Genomic DNA, 18,644 nt, shown 5'->3' on the forward strand with positions numbered 1-18,644 from the left:
AGGATAACCACAAAGAATTTGGATATTTATCCCTTTAGAACCAATAATTTTTACTTACAAGCATATCTTAATCACTTTCCAATCAAACTGCAATAGGTTCTCTTCGATTTGTTCATCATTTCACAAACTTGTTCACCTATTGTTCACAATTGCATATTTTTTAAATTTCTCTTATACTTATCGAGTGATAAATCATTTTATTGGGTAATAGAAAGGAAACAAAATGAAAAGGGATCACGAAGAGCTGCAGTCACAGACAATGGATACACATCATTTGATTATTAAGGCAGCGACTACCTTATTTATGGAGCTTGGTTATCGTGCTGTAAGCACAAGGAAAATTGCAGCAGCCTGTGGCATTACTCAGCCTGCTTTATACCATCACTTCCAAAATAAACAAGAGATTTACATTGAGGTTCTGAAAGCTTCCATTCTTCAGACAGAAAACTATCTTTACAAAATAGCCGCCGATTATCCAGATATTAAGCAGCGCATCTTTCATCTAGCCAGCTATTTCATGCAGAATTACGAAGAAGATTTAATGCAAATGTTTCATGATCTTCATCATGAAATGCCGGAAGATGTCAAAAAAACCATTAACTCCCATTGGCAAAAAGGCTTTCTTGCACCTATTATGAGAATGTTTGAGGAAGCTGTCGCTAATAAGGAAATTGGATCATTTGAAAAGATAGACAGCAGCAGCTTTGAAGTATCTCTTCTATTATTGAATATGATAAAGTCTGCTCTTTTGCCTGAATATATGAAACGCTTATCAGAGACTGAGCAAAAAGCTATCATAGATAAAAAAGCTAAGCTCATTGTCCAAATATTTTTAAGCGGTATTGCTTAACCCTATATTCATTGCTGTTTCTTATTCTAACAAGAGCAGCATTATATTTTTTTGATTCCCTTATCAGTTGATAAGCTATTATTTTTCTTCCAGCTTATCAATTGATAAGTTCATCATAATAACAATGATAAAGGAGCTAGAAAAAGTGAAAAATTTTATCCCTACCGTTTTCCGATTTGTTTCAGGGAAAAAAGGAAGATGGATTACACTGTTTGCCTGGATCTGTCTTGTCCTTGTCCTAAGCTTAACACTGCCGCAAGCAAGCTCACAAAAAAATGAGAATGCTGCAAACTTGCCTGAAGATTCACCTTCTCAAGAAGCAGAAGCTATTATTAATAAAGAATTTCCAAATGAACAAGGAACACCGGCCCTGATTACCTTTCATCGAGATACCGGCCTCTCAAATGATGATTTAACGCAAATTCAAGAGCTGGCAGGTAAATTAACGGAGGAACCGGTTGTCCACCAGCAAAGTGTTATCCCACTTCACCAGCTGCCGATTGAAGCAGTTCAGCAGCAAGTATCAGAGGATGAAACAACCATTGTCCTTCCCGTATTGTTCGAGAAGTCTACAACAACAGCAGAGCTGGAAAAAAGTCTGGAAGAGCTACAAACTGCAGCGTCTGACATTTTCAGCACAGATCCTTTTAAAGCAGATATAAATGATGAAGATACACTGTCTGCCAGAACTACAGGTCCTGTGGGGATTGCTGTTGATGCAGCCGCACTATTCAGCCAAGGCGACTTGTCCTTGCTGATTGGTACAGTCGTTATTGTGCTTATTTGTCTTTTAGTTATCTATCGTTCTCCGATATTAGCAATCATCCCGCTGATTGGAGTTGGGATAGCTTATTTAGTAATTAGTCCTGTATTAGGCGGAATGGGCAAAGCTGGCTGGATTGAATTCGATTCACAAAGCATCGCAATCATGACGGTTCTTCTCTTTGGTGCTGGAACTGATTATTGCTTGTTCCTCATAAGCAAATACCGAAGCTTGCTAAAAGTGGAAACGAAGAAGGAAATCGCCATGGCAAATGCCCTGCGCCGTTCAGGTGGAGCAGTTGCAATGAGCGGATTGACCGTTGTGTTCTCCCTGATTATTCTTTTGCTCGCAGAATATGGTTCGATACAGCGCTTTGCTGTGCCTTTCAGTCTTTCCATTTTAATCATGATGGTCGCAAGCTTAACACTTGTGCCAGCAATTTTGGCTATTTTCGGAAGAGTTTCTTTCTTCCCATTCATGCCTAAAACACCAGAGATGGAAAAAGCAAAACCAGTAAAGAAGAAGAAAAAGTCTCGTTCTCTTGGCGAATTCATCGGCAAAATTGCTGTAAATCATCCATGGAAAGTAACCATTATTACAACAGTATTTTTAGGTGTTTTTGCTTTACTGTCATTAAAGATGGAATCCACTTATGACACATTATCCTCTTTCCCTGACGATATGCCATCAAGGGAAGGATTCACGATTATTTCTGAGCATTTCTCAGCTGGTGAACTAGCTCCTGCAGAGGTTGTTGTCCAAACAGAAGGTAGTGATATTCCTGTTGAAGATGTATTAAATGACCTTCCATTTGTTGCAAATGTTTCAGAAGGAGAACAAGCAAAAAATGATTCGGGCTTGTTTAAATACTCTGTTGAATTAAACACAAACCCTTATTCTAATGAAGCAATGGAAGAGCTCCCTGACTTGCGTGCAGCGGTTGAAAAAACTCTTGCTGACAATGGCATCACTGAAAGCAGTGAGAAAGTCTGGATTGGGGGCATAACAGCAGAACAGCTTGATACGAAGGAAACGACTGACAGTGATGCACGTCTTGTCATTCCAGTAATTGTTGCTATGATTGCCGTCCTTCTGCTTGCCTACTTACGTTCAATCACTGCTACAATCTATTTAATTGCAACAGTGCTGTTGTCTTATTTCAGCGCATTAGGCTTAGGTTGGGTTATTCTTCACTACGGTTTTGGAGTAGAGGCAATCCAAGGACTTATTCCGCTTTACGCCTTTGTCTTTATTGTGGCACTCGGGGAAGATTATAATATTTTCATGATTTCGAGCATTTGGAAGAAAAGTAAAGAAATGCCTCTTAGCCAGGCGATTAAAGAAGGGGTTGCAGAATCCGGCGGAGTCATTACTTCAGCAGGGGTTATCTTAGCCGCAACCTTTATGGTCTTAACAACATTGTCAATTCAAATATTGGTTCATTTCGGAACAATCACAGCTATTGGCGTGCTTCTCGACACGTTTGTAGTTCGTCCATTTTTAGTTCCTAGCATCACTGCACTATGCAAAAAAGCTGCCTTCTGGCCAGCAACGAAACATTTGCACGAAAGCAATGAGCAAGAGTTAGAAAAGCAGAACAAAAATCAAACAGTCTAAGATTAATAATAGAAGAGACCTAGTAGAAGCAATCTACTAGGTCTCTTTTTATCACTCTTTAAGCATGTCTTACTTTTCTATAAACCAGTACTCCAATACCAACCACAAACAGCAGTCCACCGACTAACAGCATCGTATAATTGTTTGTAGCAGTATTCGGAAGTGCATTTCCAGCTGTATTTCCAGACGTTGCTTTATCGTCTGACGTTTTGTCTGGAGTTACATTTTGGTTTTGATCATTGTCAGAACCTGGTGCTGCTCCATTGTCTGCACTGTCATCAGTCTTGCCATCATCTTTTGCTGGAATGTCATCACCATTATCGCTATTGTCGTCTGTAACTGGAGTCTCTGAACCATTATCATCATCTGAATTATCATCACCATCGTTAACTGGTGTTTCTGGTCCATTGTCATCGTCTTGATTACCGTCGTCTTCATCAACCGGTGTTTCTGGTTCCACTGCTTTTCCTAGTGTATCAATGATACGTCCTTCCAATTGAGGATCTACTTCTCCATTTAAGTTATCAACCATATAATCGCGTAGCTGCTCCCAATCGATTGCACCCATATCTTGAACTCGGCCTTCTTGATAGGCTTTAGCAAATACTTCATAACCATCTCCGCCTTTTGCGGTAAAGTTGTTTGTAGTTACTAAGTACGTTTGGTCTGCCTTAATGTCTTCATACTGTTCATTTACTTTTACTTGCATCGAAACTACGCGAGAACCAGCTTCTTTTGTGCTGTCATACGTAAATTTCATTCCAGATACATGGAGGAATCCGCCGCTTTCCGCTGGCGCTAAACGCACACTATATTCTAAAATTTGTTTAATTTCCTCACCTGTCAGCTGGACAAATGCAGGATCGTTCCCAAATGGCAATACGGCAATAACTTCGCCTGTAGTAATAGGTCCTTCATCAATTGCAGCGCGGATTCCGCCCCCATTTTGCATGGCAATGACAACATTTTCATTTTTTTCTTTCGCTTTTGCAAGCATAGCATCTGTTACAAGATTTCCAAGTTCTGTTTCATTTGCCCGCACACTAACTTCACTGTCTGTTAAACGTGGGTTTAATAAAGGTTTTTTGGCAACTGCCCCTGTTTCTTGATTTGTTAAACTATCAATTTCCGCTTTATATGGCGCCAGTACAGCTGCCGCTTCTGCATCTGCTGCTTTTGATGCAACATCAATTAATTGACCAGCTTGACCGACAACTACCCCATTTTCATCAAAGTCTACCTTTAATTCTCCCAGCAATGTTGAATACTGGTATGCTTGTACAATTACAGTTGGATCCTTTGCAGCACCAGCTTCATCCGCTGTAATAACTACAGGCTCATTCAATTGTGTATGAGAATGTCCACCCACAATAACGTCAATTCCATCAACATATTTAGCTAATTGTAAGTCATTGCCCATTTCTGGATTACTGTCATAACCAATATGTGTTACAGCAATAATTTTATTAATTCCCTTACTTTCAAATGCTGCAACTGCTTCTTTTGCTTTCTCTATATAGTTTTGGAATTTCACATTAACAGGACTGGAAATATTCGCTGTGTCCTCTGTTGTTAATCCAAAGATACCAACTTTTTCTCCATTTACTTCTTTAATCATACCGTTATAAACAATTCCATCTTCCGGAGATTCTGTATAAGAATTATTTGTTTTGCTTGCCATATACGCATCACCAGAGAAATCTACGTTAGCACTTAAAAAAGGAAAATTTGCTTTTGAAACAAATTCAGATAAGGACTTATGGCCATTTTCCCCTGAACCTAAGTCAAATTCATGATTTCCAAAAATCATTGCATCAATATCCATTAAATTTAGTAGTGCTAAATCTGCTTGGCCTTTAAACTGATTGAAATATAATGTTCCTGAAAAAACATCTCCTGCGTTAAATAGTAGTGCATTTGGATCTGCAGCTCGAACCTCTTTAATTGCCGTAACCATATTTGGCATAAGGTCTGCGTGTGCATGTGTATCATTCATATGCATAATCGTTAAGGAATAATTATCATTTGATTCAGCAGCATATGTACTTGTTGGTAGAATTATAGATACCAATAATGCTAATGTTGAAAAAATACTTGCCAGTACAGCCATTTGATTCCTATCTTTCATTCTAAAATTTCCTCCTTTTTTTATCGTTAACACGACATTTATCGCATATTTTGTCAACGATTCTCCTATATTGTAGATATACTGTATTAACCTGTTGTTAAAAGTTTGTGAAACTACGTAAATCTACAATATCCTTTCAAATATTCTCTATAATACGACCTTTTTCCTCCCTTATATTCTATTAATTAAATATGTTAATATAAATGAATGACTAAAATTGTTTTGCCAAAATAGCCAATCGTGATAGCTTAGGAGTGTATAAAAATCATGAACAAGAAAGACGTAGGAAACATACGAAAACAATTCAAGATAAACAATGATAAATTGAAAATCTCTGATATTTTTAATGTCTATATCATGAAAGAATCAAGCGAAATTTTTCATTCCCAAAGCCAGCCATTCGCTATGCTTGATCAAGATCAGCAAGAGCTGTTTTTAAATAATTTTAAAAAAATGCTCGCAGGTCAAATGGATGAAAAGCTCTTTGAACTCAAATTTAAGAGAGATGCTGAGAACAGCAGCCAGCTTATTCTCCATCAAGGACTGCTAAGCAGTGAGGTCGATGATTGGAAAGACCAAATGTTAAAGATTGTAGAAAAAATGCTCGCAATCAGACAATATGAAAAAGATATTGTTGTCACTTTCATTCGCGGAGAGTATATAAAGCCGATGAAACGCCGCAGTGAAGAGTCGGAGGAAAATGAACGGGATACTGTTTTCTCTCATTCGTTTATTTTATGCAGCATCAATAACACACAAGATCCTAAAAAAGAGCTGTTGTTCGATTATGTTGATAGAGAATTTAAATACAATATCGTATTAGATCCAATCATTAATCTTCATGCTCCAATGGGCGGCTTCCTTTTCCCATGCTTTACAGACAATGCAGCGGATGTTAACCATATCCTCTATGCAGCTGGCAAGGTTCATGAACCTGACTATGCATTTATTGAAGAGGTTTTAAACGGAGAAGAAATTATGACAGCACAAGATGATAAAATTGTGTTCGAAGAAATTATAAAAGATGTAACTGGTGACCAATTAAATACCTCCACCCTCTCGAACGTTTATGAAGAAATAAACCGCATGATTACAGAAAATGAAGAAGAAGAACCGCCTAAATTGGACTCTAAAGACGTGGAACAAGTCTTGAAGATGAGCGGAGTAGAAGATATAAGCACAGAAAAAGTCGAATTTGCCTTTAAAAAGATTATCGATGATGACAAATACGAGCTCAAAGCAAGCAATATTTTGCCTAAATTCACCTCTAAATCTATTAAAATCAGTACGAAAATTGCTAATATCGCTATCAGCCCGCCAGATTTACGCTATGTTAAACAAGTAGAATTCAGCGGCAAACGCTATTTAATGATTGAAGTAGAAGAAGATACGGTGATTGAAGGATTTACGATGATTCCAGAGGCTTTTGTAGGGAACCCGAAGGATGAATGAATGAAATATTTAAGGTTCTGACTGTGCAAGGCTGCCGTCAGAACCTTAATTTTAAACTATATTATCTTTTAGTAGTCTCGGCTCCTAAAATCGTTAGGAAAACTATTAGTTTTGAAAAATTCATCTGATAATTTCTAACTAACCATTCAAAAAAAATAAAAAAGACGCTTTTTCCAAAGAAAATACGCCTTTCTGAATGAAAACCAACCTGCCTATAGATTGGTTCCTCTCCTATTCATTTGCATTGGCTTCTGCTGCCACCAAATATTTGTCTAACAGTGTATCTAGGTCCTTTTCCACCCTGCCATCTTCTGAAAGCTGGCTTGCTTTTGATAAGGCGTCACTCCAGTTGCCGTTATCAATGGCAGATTTAATATCCATTAATCCAGCCACTCTTTTATGTAGATTCTGTGCTGTTTCATCCTTTGGCTTCTGCTCAAGTGCGAGTTCCAGTGACAGCAGAGCTTTTTTTAAGTCACCGCTCTCAATTGCTGTTTTTGCTGCCTTCATGTCGTTTTCATATGTTTCCGAGCTGCAGCCCGCCAGAAACAGAGCCATTATGCCAATCACAGCCCATTTTCTCATCCGATACCCCTCCACTGCCTGATGTCCTGTCATCAACCAGCAAGGACTAAAGGCAATCTATTTTCCCATATGGCACTTCACCTTTTTTGAGAGTGAAGCATGTCATAATAACGCTTTATTTCTCCCACTATTAATGTTAACAAATAATACATGGGGGTCAATACTTCGGGTACACTACTTTATTCCTATCTATATGGTAAAAATAGCGAATAATGAAAACGTTTGTAAGTTTAAGGTAGACTAACTTAAGCCGAAGGATGCTCTCCTTCGGCTTTTTCCTTATTAATAAGCTTTTGCCCAATAGACAAGTGCATCTGCTTTTTTGCCGCAGCATACACATGTATCACTGATTTTTTCTTGTTCGAAAGGCATGCATCTCGAAGTTGCTCCAGTTTCTTCCTTGATTAAATCCTCGCACGCTCTGTCACCACACCACATCGCTTTTATAAAGCCGGTTTTTGGTTGGTTTGCTCGGTTCTTAAATGCTTCAAAATCAAGGGCTTGATGGGTGTTAGCTTCGCGATGCTCGCTTGCTTTTGCGAGCAGGTTTTTCTGAATATCTGAAAGCAAGTCTTCCAATGTTTTCTCCAAGCCTTCCATTGGCACCGCCAGCTTTTCGCCTGTATCTCTCCTGACAAGCACGACTTGTTTTTGCTCGATATCCTTTGGGCCAACTTCAAGGCGGACAGGAATTCCTTTCATTTCATACTCGTTGAATTTCCAGCCTGGCTTTTTATCACTTGCATCCAAGCCTGTTCGGAAACTGCCTGCTAGCTTATCTTTTAGCTGATAGGTAAAATCAAGCACACCTTCTTTATGCTGAGCAATCGGAATAATCATCACTTGAGTTGGAGCAATCCTTGGAGGCACAACTAACCCTCTGTCATCACCATGCACCATAATCATTGCTCCGATAATTCTCGTTGTAAATCCCCAGGAGGTTTGCTGTACATAGCTTTGAGCACCGTTTCGGTCCGTAAATTGGATTCCGAATGCCTTGGCAAAATGATCGCCTAAATTATGAGATGTGCCTGATTGCAATGCCTTGCCGTCATGCATCAGACTTTCAATTGTATATGTGTATTTTGCTCCAGCAAATTTTTCCTTTTCTGTTTTCTTCCCTTTAACGACTGGAATGGCTAATATCTCCTCACATATCGCTGCATAAACATGAAGCATTTGTACTGTTTCTTTTTCTGCATCTGCTTCTGTTTCATGACAAGTATGTCCTTCCTGCCAGAGGAATTCTAATGTGCGCAAAAATGGTCTCGTTGTTTTTTCCCATCTAACAACATTTGCCCATTGATTATATAGCTTTGGCAAATCACGATAAGAATGGATAATATCTTTATAATGCTCCCCGAACAGCACTTCAGAGGTTGGACGGACACATAATCTTTCTGCAAGCTCTTCTTCTCCTCCATGCGTCACCCAAGCCACTTCAGGAGCAAAGCCTTCAATATGGTCCTTTTCTTTTTGAAGGAGGCTTTCTGGAATAAAAAGTGGCATATATACATTCTCATGGCCTGTTTCCTTAATGCGCAAATCCAATTCATTTTTAATATTTTCCCATATAGCAAAGCCATATGGCCTGATGATCATTGATCCGCGTACGCTCGAATAATCAACCAGTTCTGCTTTTGTTACTACATCGGTATACCATTTCGCAAAATCATCTTCCATATTCGTAATTTTTTCTACAAAATTGCCCTTCATCTTGTCACTCCCTTTTTTTAAAACACAAAAAGCCCTGCTTTATTAGGGACCGAAAATCGGCGGTACCACCCTAATTTAAAGCAAGGCTTTACACTCAAACATGATAACGGTTTAACACCGCTGCAGCTTATGCAGAACGAAAAAGGCAGGTTCAAAGGCCGTGCTATAGGTCCCTTTCAGCATAAAAGACCCTCTCTTCTAATAGCCGCACCGTTTACTAATCCTTTTTATTGTTTCGTTATTTTTTTAACATGATAATCAATAGATTCATTATTGTCAATTTTCTAGAAAAATATTACGAATTTATGAATGATTTTTCTTTCTCATATGCATTTAGTGAAGCTTGAATTCCTTCTCCTGCTGAGATTTTTGCTCCATGTCTGATTAAGGCTGCTTCAAGGCTTGCCAATGCAAACAAGACATTTTCTTTCCGGCAGCTGTAACCCATCGTTCCGATTCTCCAAATTTTCCCGTGCAGAGGACCGAATGAACTTGCAATTTCTACTCCGAAATCATTAAGCATCATGCTTCTGACTGATTCTGCCTCAATGCCTTCAGGAATCTTGATACATGTTACTGTTGGCAGCTTCGAGCCTGCGTCTCCGAACAGTTCTAAGCCCATTCCTTCAATTCCGGCAATTAATGCTTTCTCATGAAGTTTATGGCGCTTGAATCTTTGCTCTAATCCTTCTTCAAGGACAATTCTCAAGCCTTCATGAAGTGCATACAGCATAGATGTAGCCTCTGTATGGTGGTTAAGCCTTCTTGGTCCCCAGTAATCTTGAAGCTGGGCCAAGTCGAAATAATTAGTGCGGATCGCAGAAAATGCCTTTCTTTCTGCTAATTCTTGTTCTGTCGCAATGCCTCGCTCGACCTTTTTCCGTTGATTAAGGATGCGTTCCACCCGCTCATTATACGTAATTGGTGCATTTCCTGACGGGACAGATAAGCATTTCTGGTTTCCTCCGATTATAGCATCAATATACCAGTTATCTGTCTGAACATCTGTGCCGCCAATCGTTGCAACTGCATCAACAATAAACAGGACATCCTCTTCCCTGCATGCCTTGCCTATTTCTGCTAACGGCTGCATGCAGCCGGTAGAAGTTTCGCCATGGACCATCGCAACAATCTTCGGTTTCACCTTCTTCATTTCCGCAATTACTTCTTCTGGATCAAAAACCGTGCCCCAGTCCCGATGAAGCAAATGGATTTCAGCACCATATCTTTCTGCGATTTCTGTCAGCAAATGACCAAACCGGCCGTAAATCGGGATAAGCACTTTATCGCCAGGCTCGATCACACTTGCCAGTACTGCCTCAAGTCCAGATCGGGATGTACCGTCAATTGGAAATGCCCATTCATTATTTGTCTTGAAAAGTTGTTGGAGCATTTTCATCACATTGTTCATAATGTCCGTAAAGGCAGGGTCAAATTGTCCTAGAATAGGATTGGACATTGCCCGAAGCACCCTAGGGTCCACTTCGACTGGACCTGGGGTCATGATGGTTCTTAATGGTGTATTGAGTTCGCCAAACATTATCATCTCTCCCTTTCTATTAGTAAGCCAGCTTATGCAGCAACTCTATTAATACGGTAACGCCATTTTTCAAGTCTTGAAGATTGGTAAACTCATCTGGAGAATGGCTGATTCCATTTGTACTCGGCACAAACAGCAAAGCTGTCGGACAGTAGGGTCCAAATACCTGTGCATCATGACCAGCACCGCTTGTCATTGTTTTGTATGGAAGACCGGTGTCCTGCAGCACTTCTTCTGCTTGCAGCTGTAATTGGCTGTTCATGGCTACCGGCTTTACATCCAGCCATTGGTCTATCTCAATCTGAAGCCCTTTTTCATCACATTTTTCATGAAAGAATGCAAATAGACTCTCACAATATTGCTGGATTGCTTCTTCTTCATGATGACGAACATCCAATGTAAACACTACTTCCTTAGGGATAACATTCGGCACATTCGGAGAGGCCGTAATACTTCCGACCGTTGCTACTAAACTGTCAACAGCACTAGCCCTGTCCATTGCATGAAGAATTAGCTGTGACGCAATATGCAGGCTGTCTTTTCTGTACATCATCGGTGTTGTACCTGCATGATTGCTTTCACCTGTAATCTTTATCGTAAAGCGGCGCTGGCCGACAATATGGGATACTACTCCAATTGATTTTTCTTCTTTTTCCAAAACCGCACCTTGTTCAATATGCAATTCTATGAAGCAGCCAATATCCGTTCGTTTGAGACTATCACTTTCCGGGATAAACGGAATTTTATTAAGGGCTTGAGCCATAGAAATATCCGCCGTATCAAAAAGTGTCAAGCTTTCGTCCTTTTGATACCTGCCAGTGATTGACCCTGATCCCCAAAAAGCCAGCGGAAAACGGCTTCCTTCCTCCTCGCATAAAGATACTACTTCTATCGTTTTCAGCGGTTTTCCATATTTCCCAGCAAGATAATTAACAGCCAAGCAACTTGCGATAATTCCATATCCGCCGTCATATTTGCCGCCATTGACGACCGTATCGATATGAGAGCCAGTCAATATCGATTTTGCTGATTCATCTGTGCCTTCAAGCTTGCCGAATAAGTTTCCGACCCCATCAAATTGTGCAGATAAGCCAATTTGCTCCATCCTGATCTTTAAGGCTCCTTGTGCTTTTGCCCAATTTTCATCATAAAGGAGGCGCGTTACTCCACCATCTTCCGTTTGCCCATATTCAGACAGCCATTGAAGCCAGCTGTCTATTTCTTGTTCGTTCACTTGAATGGATGTTTTCATCATTATGCCTCACTTCCTCCTAGCCTTCCTACCAAGTTTTTAACTTTATCGCCTACAAGTTAGTTTTTATTAATTAATGATAAAGACGATATTTCCTGAATTCATTAGAGACTATGTTAGAATTATCTAAATTTTTTGTGCAAATTAACTAAGTTGCCGTTATAATAAAAAGAAATAAAACGGCATATCAGAAGGAGGCTAATATGAAACTGATTGATCTTCTTAATAAACCTGCATTTCATGACATTGAAATCCTTGCTGGAAAAAACGGTTTAGGTAGGGAAATTAAAAATGTCACCATGATGGATGCGCCAGACATCATCGACTTCCTGTTTGAAAATGATTTTCTCGTCACGACTGCCTACCACTTGAAGGAGGATCCGGCACTGCTGTTGGGGCTCGTTCAATCTATGCATAAACAAAAATGCGCCGGATTGGGTATAAAAACACACCGCTTCTTAGAAAGTATTCCGGAAGAAGTTATCCAATATGCTGATACCCATCAATTTCCCGTCTTACAAATCCCGCTGGAGAAATCGCTTGGAGAAATTGTCAATACTACACTGCAATATATGCTAAATGAACGAACGTCTGATTTACTGACTGCTTTTGAAACGCATAGGAAATTTACACAGCATATTTTAAAAGGCAAAGGCATAAAAAAATTGCTTGACGATTTATCTAATATGATTGGTCAGAGGGTCATTCTGCTTGATCAGCATTTCCAAATCCATGCTTCTTCCCATTCGAAACACCCAATCAGTGAAATGATCATGAATTTATATGCAGAGGATTTCCGCCTGTTTTTAAACAGCACTTCCTGTACATGCTTTTCTTCCAGATATACAGAAGAAGTATTTGCGGCATTTCCAATCCATACACCTATCGGCAAACCAGCATTTTTGATTGCGCTTGGCAGCCTGCCTATTCACGATAAAAATTTACTTTTGACAATTGAACAGGCTACAAATGTCCTCACCTTTGAACTTATGCGGGAAAACACGGAAAGACAATATGCCAGAAGAGCACGCAATGAGTTCTTTTTAAACATGGTAGAAGGACGAATAACTTCAAAAGAAGAAATCACCAGCAGAGCCAAAGAGTTTTCCTTAACAAACGAGCTCCCCTCTCTGATGATTCTTGGCAAGGTTGATCAAAGCAATGTCCATAAAACATTCGCACAGCACCAGCTTGAAACAGATTATCTGTATGAATTCCTCGAGACAGAAATAATAAAGGCACCTTTTCTCACGCAGCTGTTTGTAAAAGGAGATCATTGTATTCTCATCATGGAAGCCGGCGATTCTAATGTAGAATTCCGTTCACAGGCAATTGACTATTTAAAAGATCTTCAAGGTAATATAGAAAAAATCTTCAAAAAAACGATGTCATTTGGGCTCAGCAACATCAGTCATCAGCTCGTTAATATGCAGAATGCTTATAAAGAGGCATTGAGTGCTTATCATACAGGTTTGCTGTCAGCAAAATCACAGTTTATTCAAGTGCACCGTCCGAAGGATGTTTCGGAAATGCTGCGAATTATCCCAGAGAAGGATTTACAGGAGTTTTGTGATCATATCTTTCAAGGGCTGTCGAATAAGCAGCAGGAAGAAGATGCCCAAATTCTGCTTCATACATTGTCTGTTTATTTGGAAACACATTGTCAAATATCAGAAACAGCGAAAAGGCTATTTGTTCATCGCAATACTGTTATTTACCGGTTGGAGAAATGCGAAGAGCTTTTAGGAAGAAGCCTGAAAGACGCAGATACAACCTTCCATTTACGCTTGGCATTTCGAATTAAATCGATTTTGCAGGTACAGCAGCCAACTGCAGGTGTAAAGTAAACTATATTTTCTAAATATTTTGTACATTATAACCAATGACTTATTTTTACCCACTCTTTAATATGTTAATTAACATAACCTAACATGTTAGATTAATTAACATTAAGTATGAGAGAGTGATAATGATGACAAAAACAAAACTGAACAACGGGAAAATTTTTTCCTTAGGTCTTCAGCATGTGCTGGCGATGTATGCAGGAGCTATCCTCGTGCCATTATTAGTCGGGAGAGCCTTAGAGCTGACAGCAGAACAGCTTGCGTACTTAGTCGCAATTGATTTGCTTACATGCGGTATCGCCACACTATTGCAAGCATGGAAAAACAAGTATTTAGGGATTGGACTCCCTGTAGTATTAGGGAGCTCCTTCGTTGCCGTCACGCCGATGATCTCTATCGGCACTAACTATGGCATTACTGCCATATATGGAGCCATTATCGTAACAGGTTTGTTCATCATCATTTGCGCACCGCTCTTCAGCAAAATTGCGAAGCTTTTCCCGCCTGTTGTCATCGGAACAGTCGTGACAATCATCGGGTTATCGCTAATACCATCAGGAATAAAAAACATGGGAGGCGGAGCTGCAAGTCCGGACTTCGGTTCTATCGAGAATCTCGCCTTATCCTTTAGTGTATTGCTTTTCATTCTTATTTTAAGCCGTTTTTCAAAAGGCTTTGTTCAGTCACTATCTGTATTAGCAGGTATTATCGTTGGAACAGCCGCAGCTGCCTTCATGGGAAAAGTCGACTTTTCTCCAGTTGCAGAAGCAAGCTGGTTCCGTTTGCCGAGTGTTTTCTATTTCGGGACACCTACATTTGAAATCGGTCCGATTTTAACGATGCTGGTGGTTGGAATTGTTATTGTCATTGAATCCACAGGCGTTTTCTTCGCCCTCAGCAAAATATGCGAAAAGCCGCTGTCTGACAAAGACTTGACTAGAGGGTATCGGGCAGAAGGTGTTGCCATCACACTCGGAGGGATTTTTAATGCCTTCCCATATAATACCTTTGCTCAAAACGTCGGCCTTGTACAGCTGTCCAAGGTAAAGACCAAAAATGTAGTAGTTGCAGCTGGCGGTATCCTAGTATTTCTTGGTTTGATTCCAAAAATAGCGGCATTTGCAACCGTCATTCCGACACCCGTTCTTGGCGGAGCAACAGTCGTGATGTTCGGAATGGTTGTATCATCAGGTATCAAAATGCTCAGTACTGTTGACTTCAGCAAACAAGCAAATCTGCTAATAATGGCTTGCTCTGTTTCGATCGGTCTTGGCGCCACTGCTGTTCCTGACTTATTTGCCCAACTTCCTTCCTTCTTGCGCATCATCGTCAGTGACGGCATTATTTCCGGAAGTCTTGTTGCCATCCTTTTAAATCTGCTTTTCAGTATGAAACCGAAAAAAGAAAAAGCTCTCCAAGAAGCAAACCCTGTTCTGGAAGGCCAATCTTCCTAAACAAAAAGGCTGCAGCTCATGCTGCAGCCTTTCATTATTAATTGCCGATGCTTGTCAGCTCAGCAGTTCTGTTTAACACTTGCTGAGGATCAACTGTAATTCTTGCTACCTTTGTGTCCATCGCGGCACTAGCTACCGCTGCAGCTACTGCAGGGGCAACACGCGGATCGAATGGACTTGGGATAACATAATCTGGATTTAATTCGGACTCTTCAATCAAATCAGCAATTGCACCAACTGCAGCTCGCTTCATTTCCTCGTTAATATCTGTCGCACGCACATCTAATGCTCCACGGAAAATTCCCGGGAATGCTAACACATTATTCACCTGGTTCGGGAAGTCAGATCTTCCAGTTCCGACAACGGCAGCTCCTGCAGACTTCGCCTCAGCTGGAGTAATTTCTGGAACCGGGTTTGCCATCGCGAAAATAATAGCATCCTTATTCATTGTTGAAACCATCTCACTCGTTAATGCACCAGCAACTGATACGCCAATGAATACATCTGCGCCTTTTATCACATCACTTAAAGAACCAGATTCTTTGTTTATATTTGTATAAGCAGCAACAGATTCCTTCACTGCATTCATCCCTTCAGGACGACCTGCGTAAATTGCCCCTTTTGTGTCACACATGATCATATTTGTAACCCCGTATGAGTAAAGCAGCTTTGTAATAGCAATCCCTGCAGCTCCTGCTCCATTTAAAACAATCTTAATATCTTTCCATTCCTTCTTAACAATTTTTAAGGCATTCAGCAGTCCGGCAACTGTGACAATTGCTGTTCCATGCTGGTCATCATGAAATACAGGAATGTCCAATTTCTGCTTAAGACGCTCTTCGATTTCGAAGCATTGTGGTGCTGCAATATCCTCCAGGTTGATTCCGCCAAAGCCGGCAGCCATTAACGAGACTGTCTCCACGACCTTATCTGGATCTGTAGTGTCTAGAGCAATCGGGAATGCATCCACTCCTGCAAAACTTTTAAAAAGAATAGCTTTCCCTTCCATTACAGGCAAAGAAGCAGCTGCTCCGATATTGCCCAAACCAAGAACTGCAGTGCCGTTTGTTACAACACCAACCATGTTTCCTTTCATTGTATAATCATAAACCGTCTCAGGCTGCTCATGGATTACCTTGCAAGGTTCTGCCACACCTGGTGAATATGCTAAACTCAAATCCTGTGCATTCTTCACCTCTACCTTTGCGTTCACTTCCAATTTACCTTGTTTTTCTTGATGCATTCTTAAAGCATCTTCTCGTAATGACATAGAATTCTCTCCCTTTCGCTTATCCATCAGAAGCCTTTCCCAAATAAATACGGAAGCACTTCTGACCATTTTTCCTTTTATAAATTATCCATGTAACGATGATATAACTTACAAAATGAAATGGAAACTTTAATAAAGTAAAAAAAACGGAGATATTGTGAGGATTTTATGAACATTCTTAGACAGCAGGAAAAAACCTCTAACAAAGTTAAAGGTTTTGGTTGGAAGCAGACATTTCTTACTTCTTAAAATAGATTATTCCAGCTTGTCCAAAAGGATTGCCTGTTTATCCTCGCCGATTGTAATTACATGCTTGACCATATCGACAAACAGGCCGTTTTCAACAACACCTGTTATGTTATTCAATTCTTTTTCCAGCTGTTCCGGGTCTTTTATTTCACCGAATCGGCAATCAATGATATAGTTGCCGTTATCGGTAACATAAGGACTGTCCCCTTGCATTCTTAATGCGGTCTGACAGCCAAAGCTTTGAATATACCCTTCTGTTTTACTAGCTCCAAACGGAACTATTTCAACAGGAAGCGGAAATTCTCCTAAGCTTTGCACCACTTTTTTGGAATCAGCAACCACTACAAACTGTTTGGAAGCCTTTGCAATTATTTTCTCTCTCAGCAAAGCTCCGCCTCCGCCTTTAATCGCGTGAAAATAATGATTTATTTCGTCCGCTCCATCAATCGCTACATCAATCGTTTTTACCTCATCTAAAGACAGAAGCGGTATACCTTGCTCTTTGGCCAGTTTTTCTGTTTGGACAGAAGTCGCCACACCTGTAATCTTCAGCCCTTTCCGGACCATTTCGCCTATTTTTAAGATTGTATAGTAGACTGTTGAACCTGTACCTAATCCAACTACCATGCCATCTTTAACATAATCAACTGCCGCCTTTTCACCTACTGCTGCTTTTTCATTCATTGCTTTCACCCCGTTAATTGGTAAGAATGCTTGTCTCCATCGTAATACAAAAAAAGAGGAATTTCCATTAACTCCTCTTTTTTCATTAGATTATCTAACAAATATCGCATCTTTTGAAACATCCACAAGGGGTTTATCGTATAATCAATGATAAGACAATTTCTAGAAGGAGGTTCATAATGACAGGACTAGTCGCAGTAATCATGGTATTCGCCATTCCTATTATCGCCATTGTTACAGAACACTCAAAGGATAAACTCAAATTAAAACGAAAAATGATCCAAGATGAAATCACCCTTGAAAAGTTGAGGCATGAGAATTTTTTGCTGGAAACAGATAAAATGAAGCTTGAAGTTGAAAAAATGGAAATCGAAAATAAAAAGCTTTTAAAATAAGGTAGCACCTTGCTGCTATGAATCTTAAATAACTAGCAGCAAGCTGACTGCCATAACAGCCATACCCGTAACTAGACCGTAAATCGACAAGTGGCCTTCGTCATATTTCTTTGCGGCAGGCAATAATTCATCCAAAGATATGAAAACCATGATTCCTGCAACTGCTGCAAATATTAAACCAAACATAAGATCATTCAAAAATGGCATCAAAATCAAGAATGCCACGACAGCGCCGACCGGCTCTGCAAGACCAGATAAAAAGGATAATTTGAATGCCTTTTTTCTGTCTCCTGTTGCAAAATAGATTGGTACGGAAACGGCAATTCCCTCAGGAATATTGTGAATGGCTATTGCGATAGCGATGGCAACTCCAAGTGCTGGATCCTGCAAGGCAGCAGTAAATGTAGCAATACCTTCCGGAAAGTTATGAATTGCGATGGCAAGCGCTGTAAATGTCCCCATTTTCAACAGAGCTGCGTCTGTCGTTTTCTTAGGAGATGTCAAATCTTCAACCTTCTTCAATTCATGTGGATTCCCCTGTTCTGGTACAAACTTATCAATTAATGCTATCAGTAAAATCCCTGCAAAAAAACCACCGACAGTGAGCCAATTCCCCTGCTGTTCCCCTAAATAACTGACGAGTGAATCCTTCGCTTTTACAAAAATCTCAATCATCGAAACATAAATCATTACACCTGCAGAAAATCCAAGCATCCATGACAGGAATTTAGTATTCGTTCTGGAAGTAAGTAATGCAAGCAAACTTCCGATACCTGTTGCAAGACCAGCTAATAAGGTTAACCCAAAAGCTAGCAGTAAATTATCCGGCATTGTCATTCCCCTTT

The 18,644-nt window shown here is 40.0% G+C and carries 14 protein-coding genes; 6 read left to right on the forward strand and 8 right to left on the reverse strand.

Annotated elements, in window-relative coordinates:
• Positions 1 to 223: 223 nt before the first annotated feature.
• Both L8T27_RS16580 and L8T27_RS16585 read left to right on the forward strand, forming a co-directional pair.
• The gene (locus L8T27_RS16580) at positions 224 to 850 is read left to right on the forward strand and encodes a TetR/AcrR family transcriptional regulator (RefSeq protein ID WP_233318541.1); all 627 of its coding nucleotides are present in this window, start codon (positions 224 to 226) and stop codon (positions 848 to 850) included.
• Between the two features lie 124 nt (positions 851 to 974).
• Positions 975 to 3,230 carry an MMPL family transporter gene (locus L8T27_RS16585; protein WP_481858853.1) on the forward strand — a complete coding sequence of 752 codons (2,256 nt, stop codon included), beginning with the start codon at positions 975 to 977 and terminating at the stop codon, positions 3,228 to 3,230.
• A gap of 58 nt (positions 3,231 to 3,288) precedes the next feature.
• Here the strand turns inward: L8T27_RS16585 and L8T27_RS16590 are convergent, their stop codons facing one another.
• On the reverse strand, positions 3,289 to 5,358 hold the full coding sequence (locus tag L8T27_RS16590; RefSeq protein ID WP_237941906.1) for a 5'-nucleotidase C-terminal domain-containing protein: 2,070 nt from the start codon (positions 5,356 to 5,358) through the stop codon (positions 3,289 to 3,291).
• A 267-nt stretch (positions 5,359 to 5,625) separates the two neighbouring features.
• On the opposite strand from L8T27_RS16590, the gene L8T27_RS16595 reads away from it, so the two are divergent.
• Complete coding sequence (locus L8T27_RS16595) at positions 5,626 to 6,810, forward strand: DUF4317 domain-containing protein (protein WP_233318536.1); 1,185 nt, start codon at positions 5,626 to 5,628, stop codon at positions 6,808 to 6,810.
• A 231-nt stretch (positions 6,811 to 7,041) separates the two neighbouring features.
• Here the strand turns inward: L8T27_RS16595 and L8T27_RS16600 are convergent, their stop codons facing one another.
• From L8T27_RS16600 to allC, 4 genes are all read right to left on the reverse strand, one after another.
• Positions 7,042 to 7,395, reverse strand: a complete 354-nt coding sequence (locus L8T27_RS16600) for a hypothetical protein (RefSeq protein WP_237941907.1) — start codon at positions 7,393 to 7,395, stop codon at positions 7,042 to 7,044.
• Between the two features lie 282 nt (positions 7,396 to 7,677).
• A complete protein-coding gene (proS, locus tag L8T27_RS16605; protein WP_237941908.1) occupies positions 7,678 to 9,111 on the reverse strand; it encodes a proline--tRNA ligase in 1,434 nt (477 codons plus the stop codon).
• 295 nt (positions 9,112 to 9,406) lie between these two features.
• The gene (locus tag L8T27_RS16610; protein WP_282581402.1) at positions 9,407 to 10,657 is read right to left on the reverse strand and encodes a pyridoxal-phosphate-dependent aminotransferase family protein; all 1,251 of its coding nucleotides are present in this window, start codon (positions 10,655 to 10,657) and stop codon (positions 9,407 to 9,409) included.
• Positions 10,658 to 10,670: 13 nt separating this feature from the next.
• Positions 10,671 to 11,906: an allantoate deiminase gene (allC, locus tag L8T27_RS16615; protein ID WP_349238804.1), complete on the reverse strand. Its 1,236-nt coding sequence runs from the start codon at positions 11,904 to 11,906 to the stop codon at positions 10,671 to 10,673.
• A 200-nt stretch (positions 11,907 to 12,106) separates the two neighbouring features.
• On the opposite strand from allC, the gene L8T27_RS16620 reads away from it, so the two are divergent.
• Entirely contained in the window at positions 12,107 to 13,750 is a 1,644-nt protein-coding gene (locus L8T27_RS16620; protein WP_233318528.1) for a PucR family transcriptional regulator, read from the forward strand.
• Positions 13,751 to 13,875: 125 nt separating this feature from the next.
• A complete protein-coding gene (locus L8T27_RS16625; RefSeq protein WP_481858861.1) occupies positions 13,876 to 15,201 on the forward strand; it encodes a nucleobase:cation symporter-2 family protein in 1,326 nt (441 codons plus the stop codon).
• A 37-nt stretch (positions 15,202 to 15,238) separates the two neighbouring features.
• On the opposite strand, the gene ystJ is transcribed toward L8T27_RS16625, so the two are convergent.
• Entirely contained in the window at positions 15,239 to 16,471 is a 1,233-nt protein-coding gene (gene ystJ / locus L8T27_RS16630; RefSeq protein ID WP_233318524.1) for an NADP-dependent malic enzyme, read from the reverse strand.
• A 255-nt stretch (positions 16,472 to 16,726) separates the two neighbouring features.
• Positions 16,727 to 17,404, reverse strand: a complete 678-nt coding sequence (rpiA, locus tag L8T27_RS16635; RefSeq protein ID WP_237941910.1) for a ribose-5-phosphate isomerase RpiA — start codon at positions 17,402 to 17,404, stop codon at positions 16,727 to 16,729.
• 179 nt (positions 17,405 to 17,583) lie between these two features.
• Between rpiA and L8T27_RS16640 the strand changes: the two genes are divergently transcribed.
• Positions 17,584 to 17,799, forward strand: coding sequence for a hypothetical protein (locus tag L8T27_RS16640; protein ID WP_233318520.1), 216 nt, complete (start codon positions 17,584 to 17,586; stop codon positions 17,797 to 17,799).
• 24 nt (positions 17,800 to 17,823) lie between these two features.
• Here L8T27_RS16640 and zupT read toward each other — a convergent pair whose 3' ends face one another.
• Positions 17,824 to 18,630 (reverse strand): zinc transporter ZupT, encoded by an 807-nt coding sequence (zupT, locus tag L8T27_RS16645; RefSeq protein WP_233318518.1) that lies wholly within the window; start codon positions 18,628 to 18,630, stop codon positions 17,824 to 17,826.
• Positions 18,631 to 18,644: the final 14 nt, after the last annotated feature.

It is taken from the genome of Niallia sp. Man26 (assembly GCF_022049065.2).
Classification (GTDB): Bacteria; Bacillota; Bacilli; order Bacillales; family Cytobacillaceae; genus Niallia.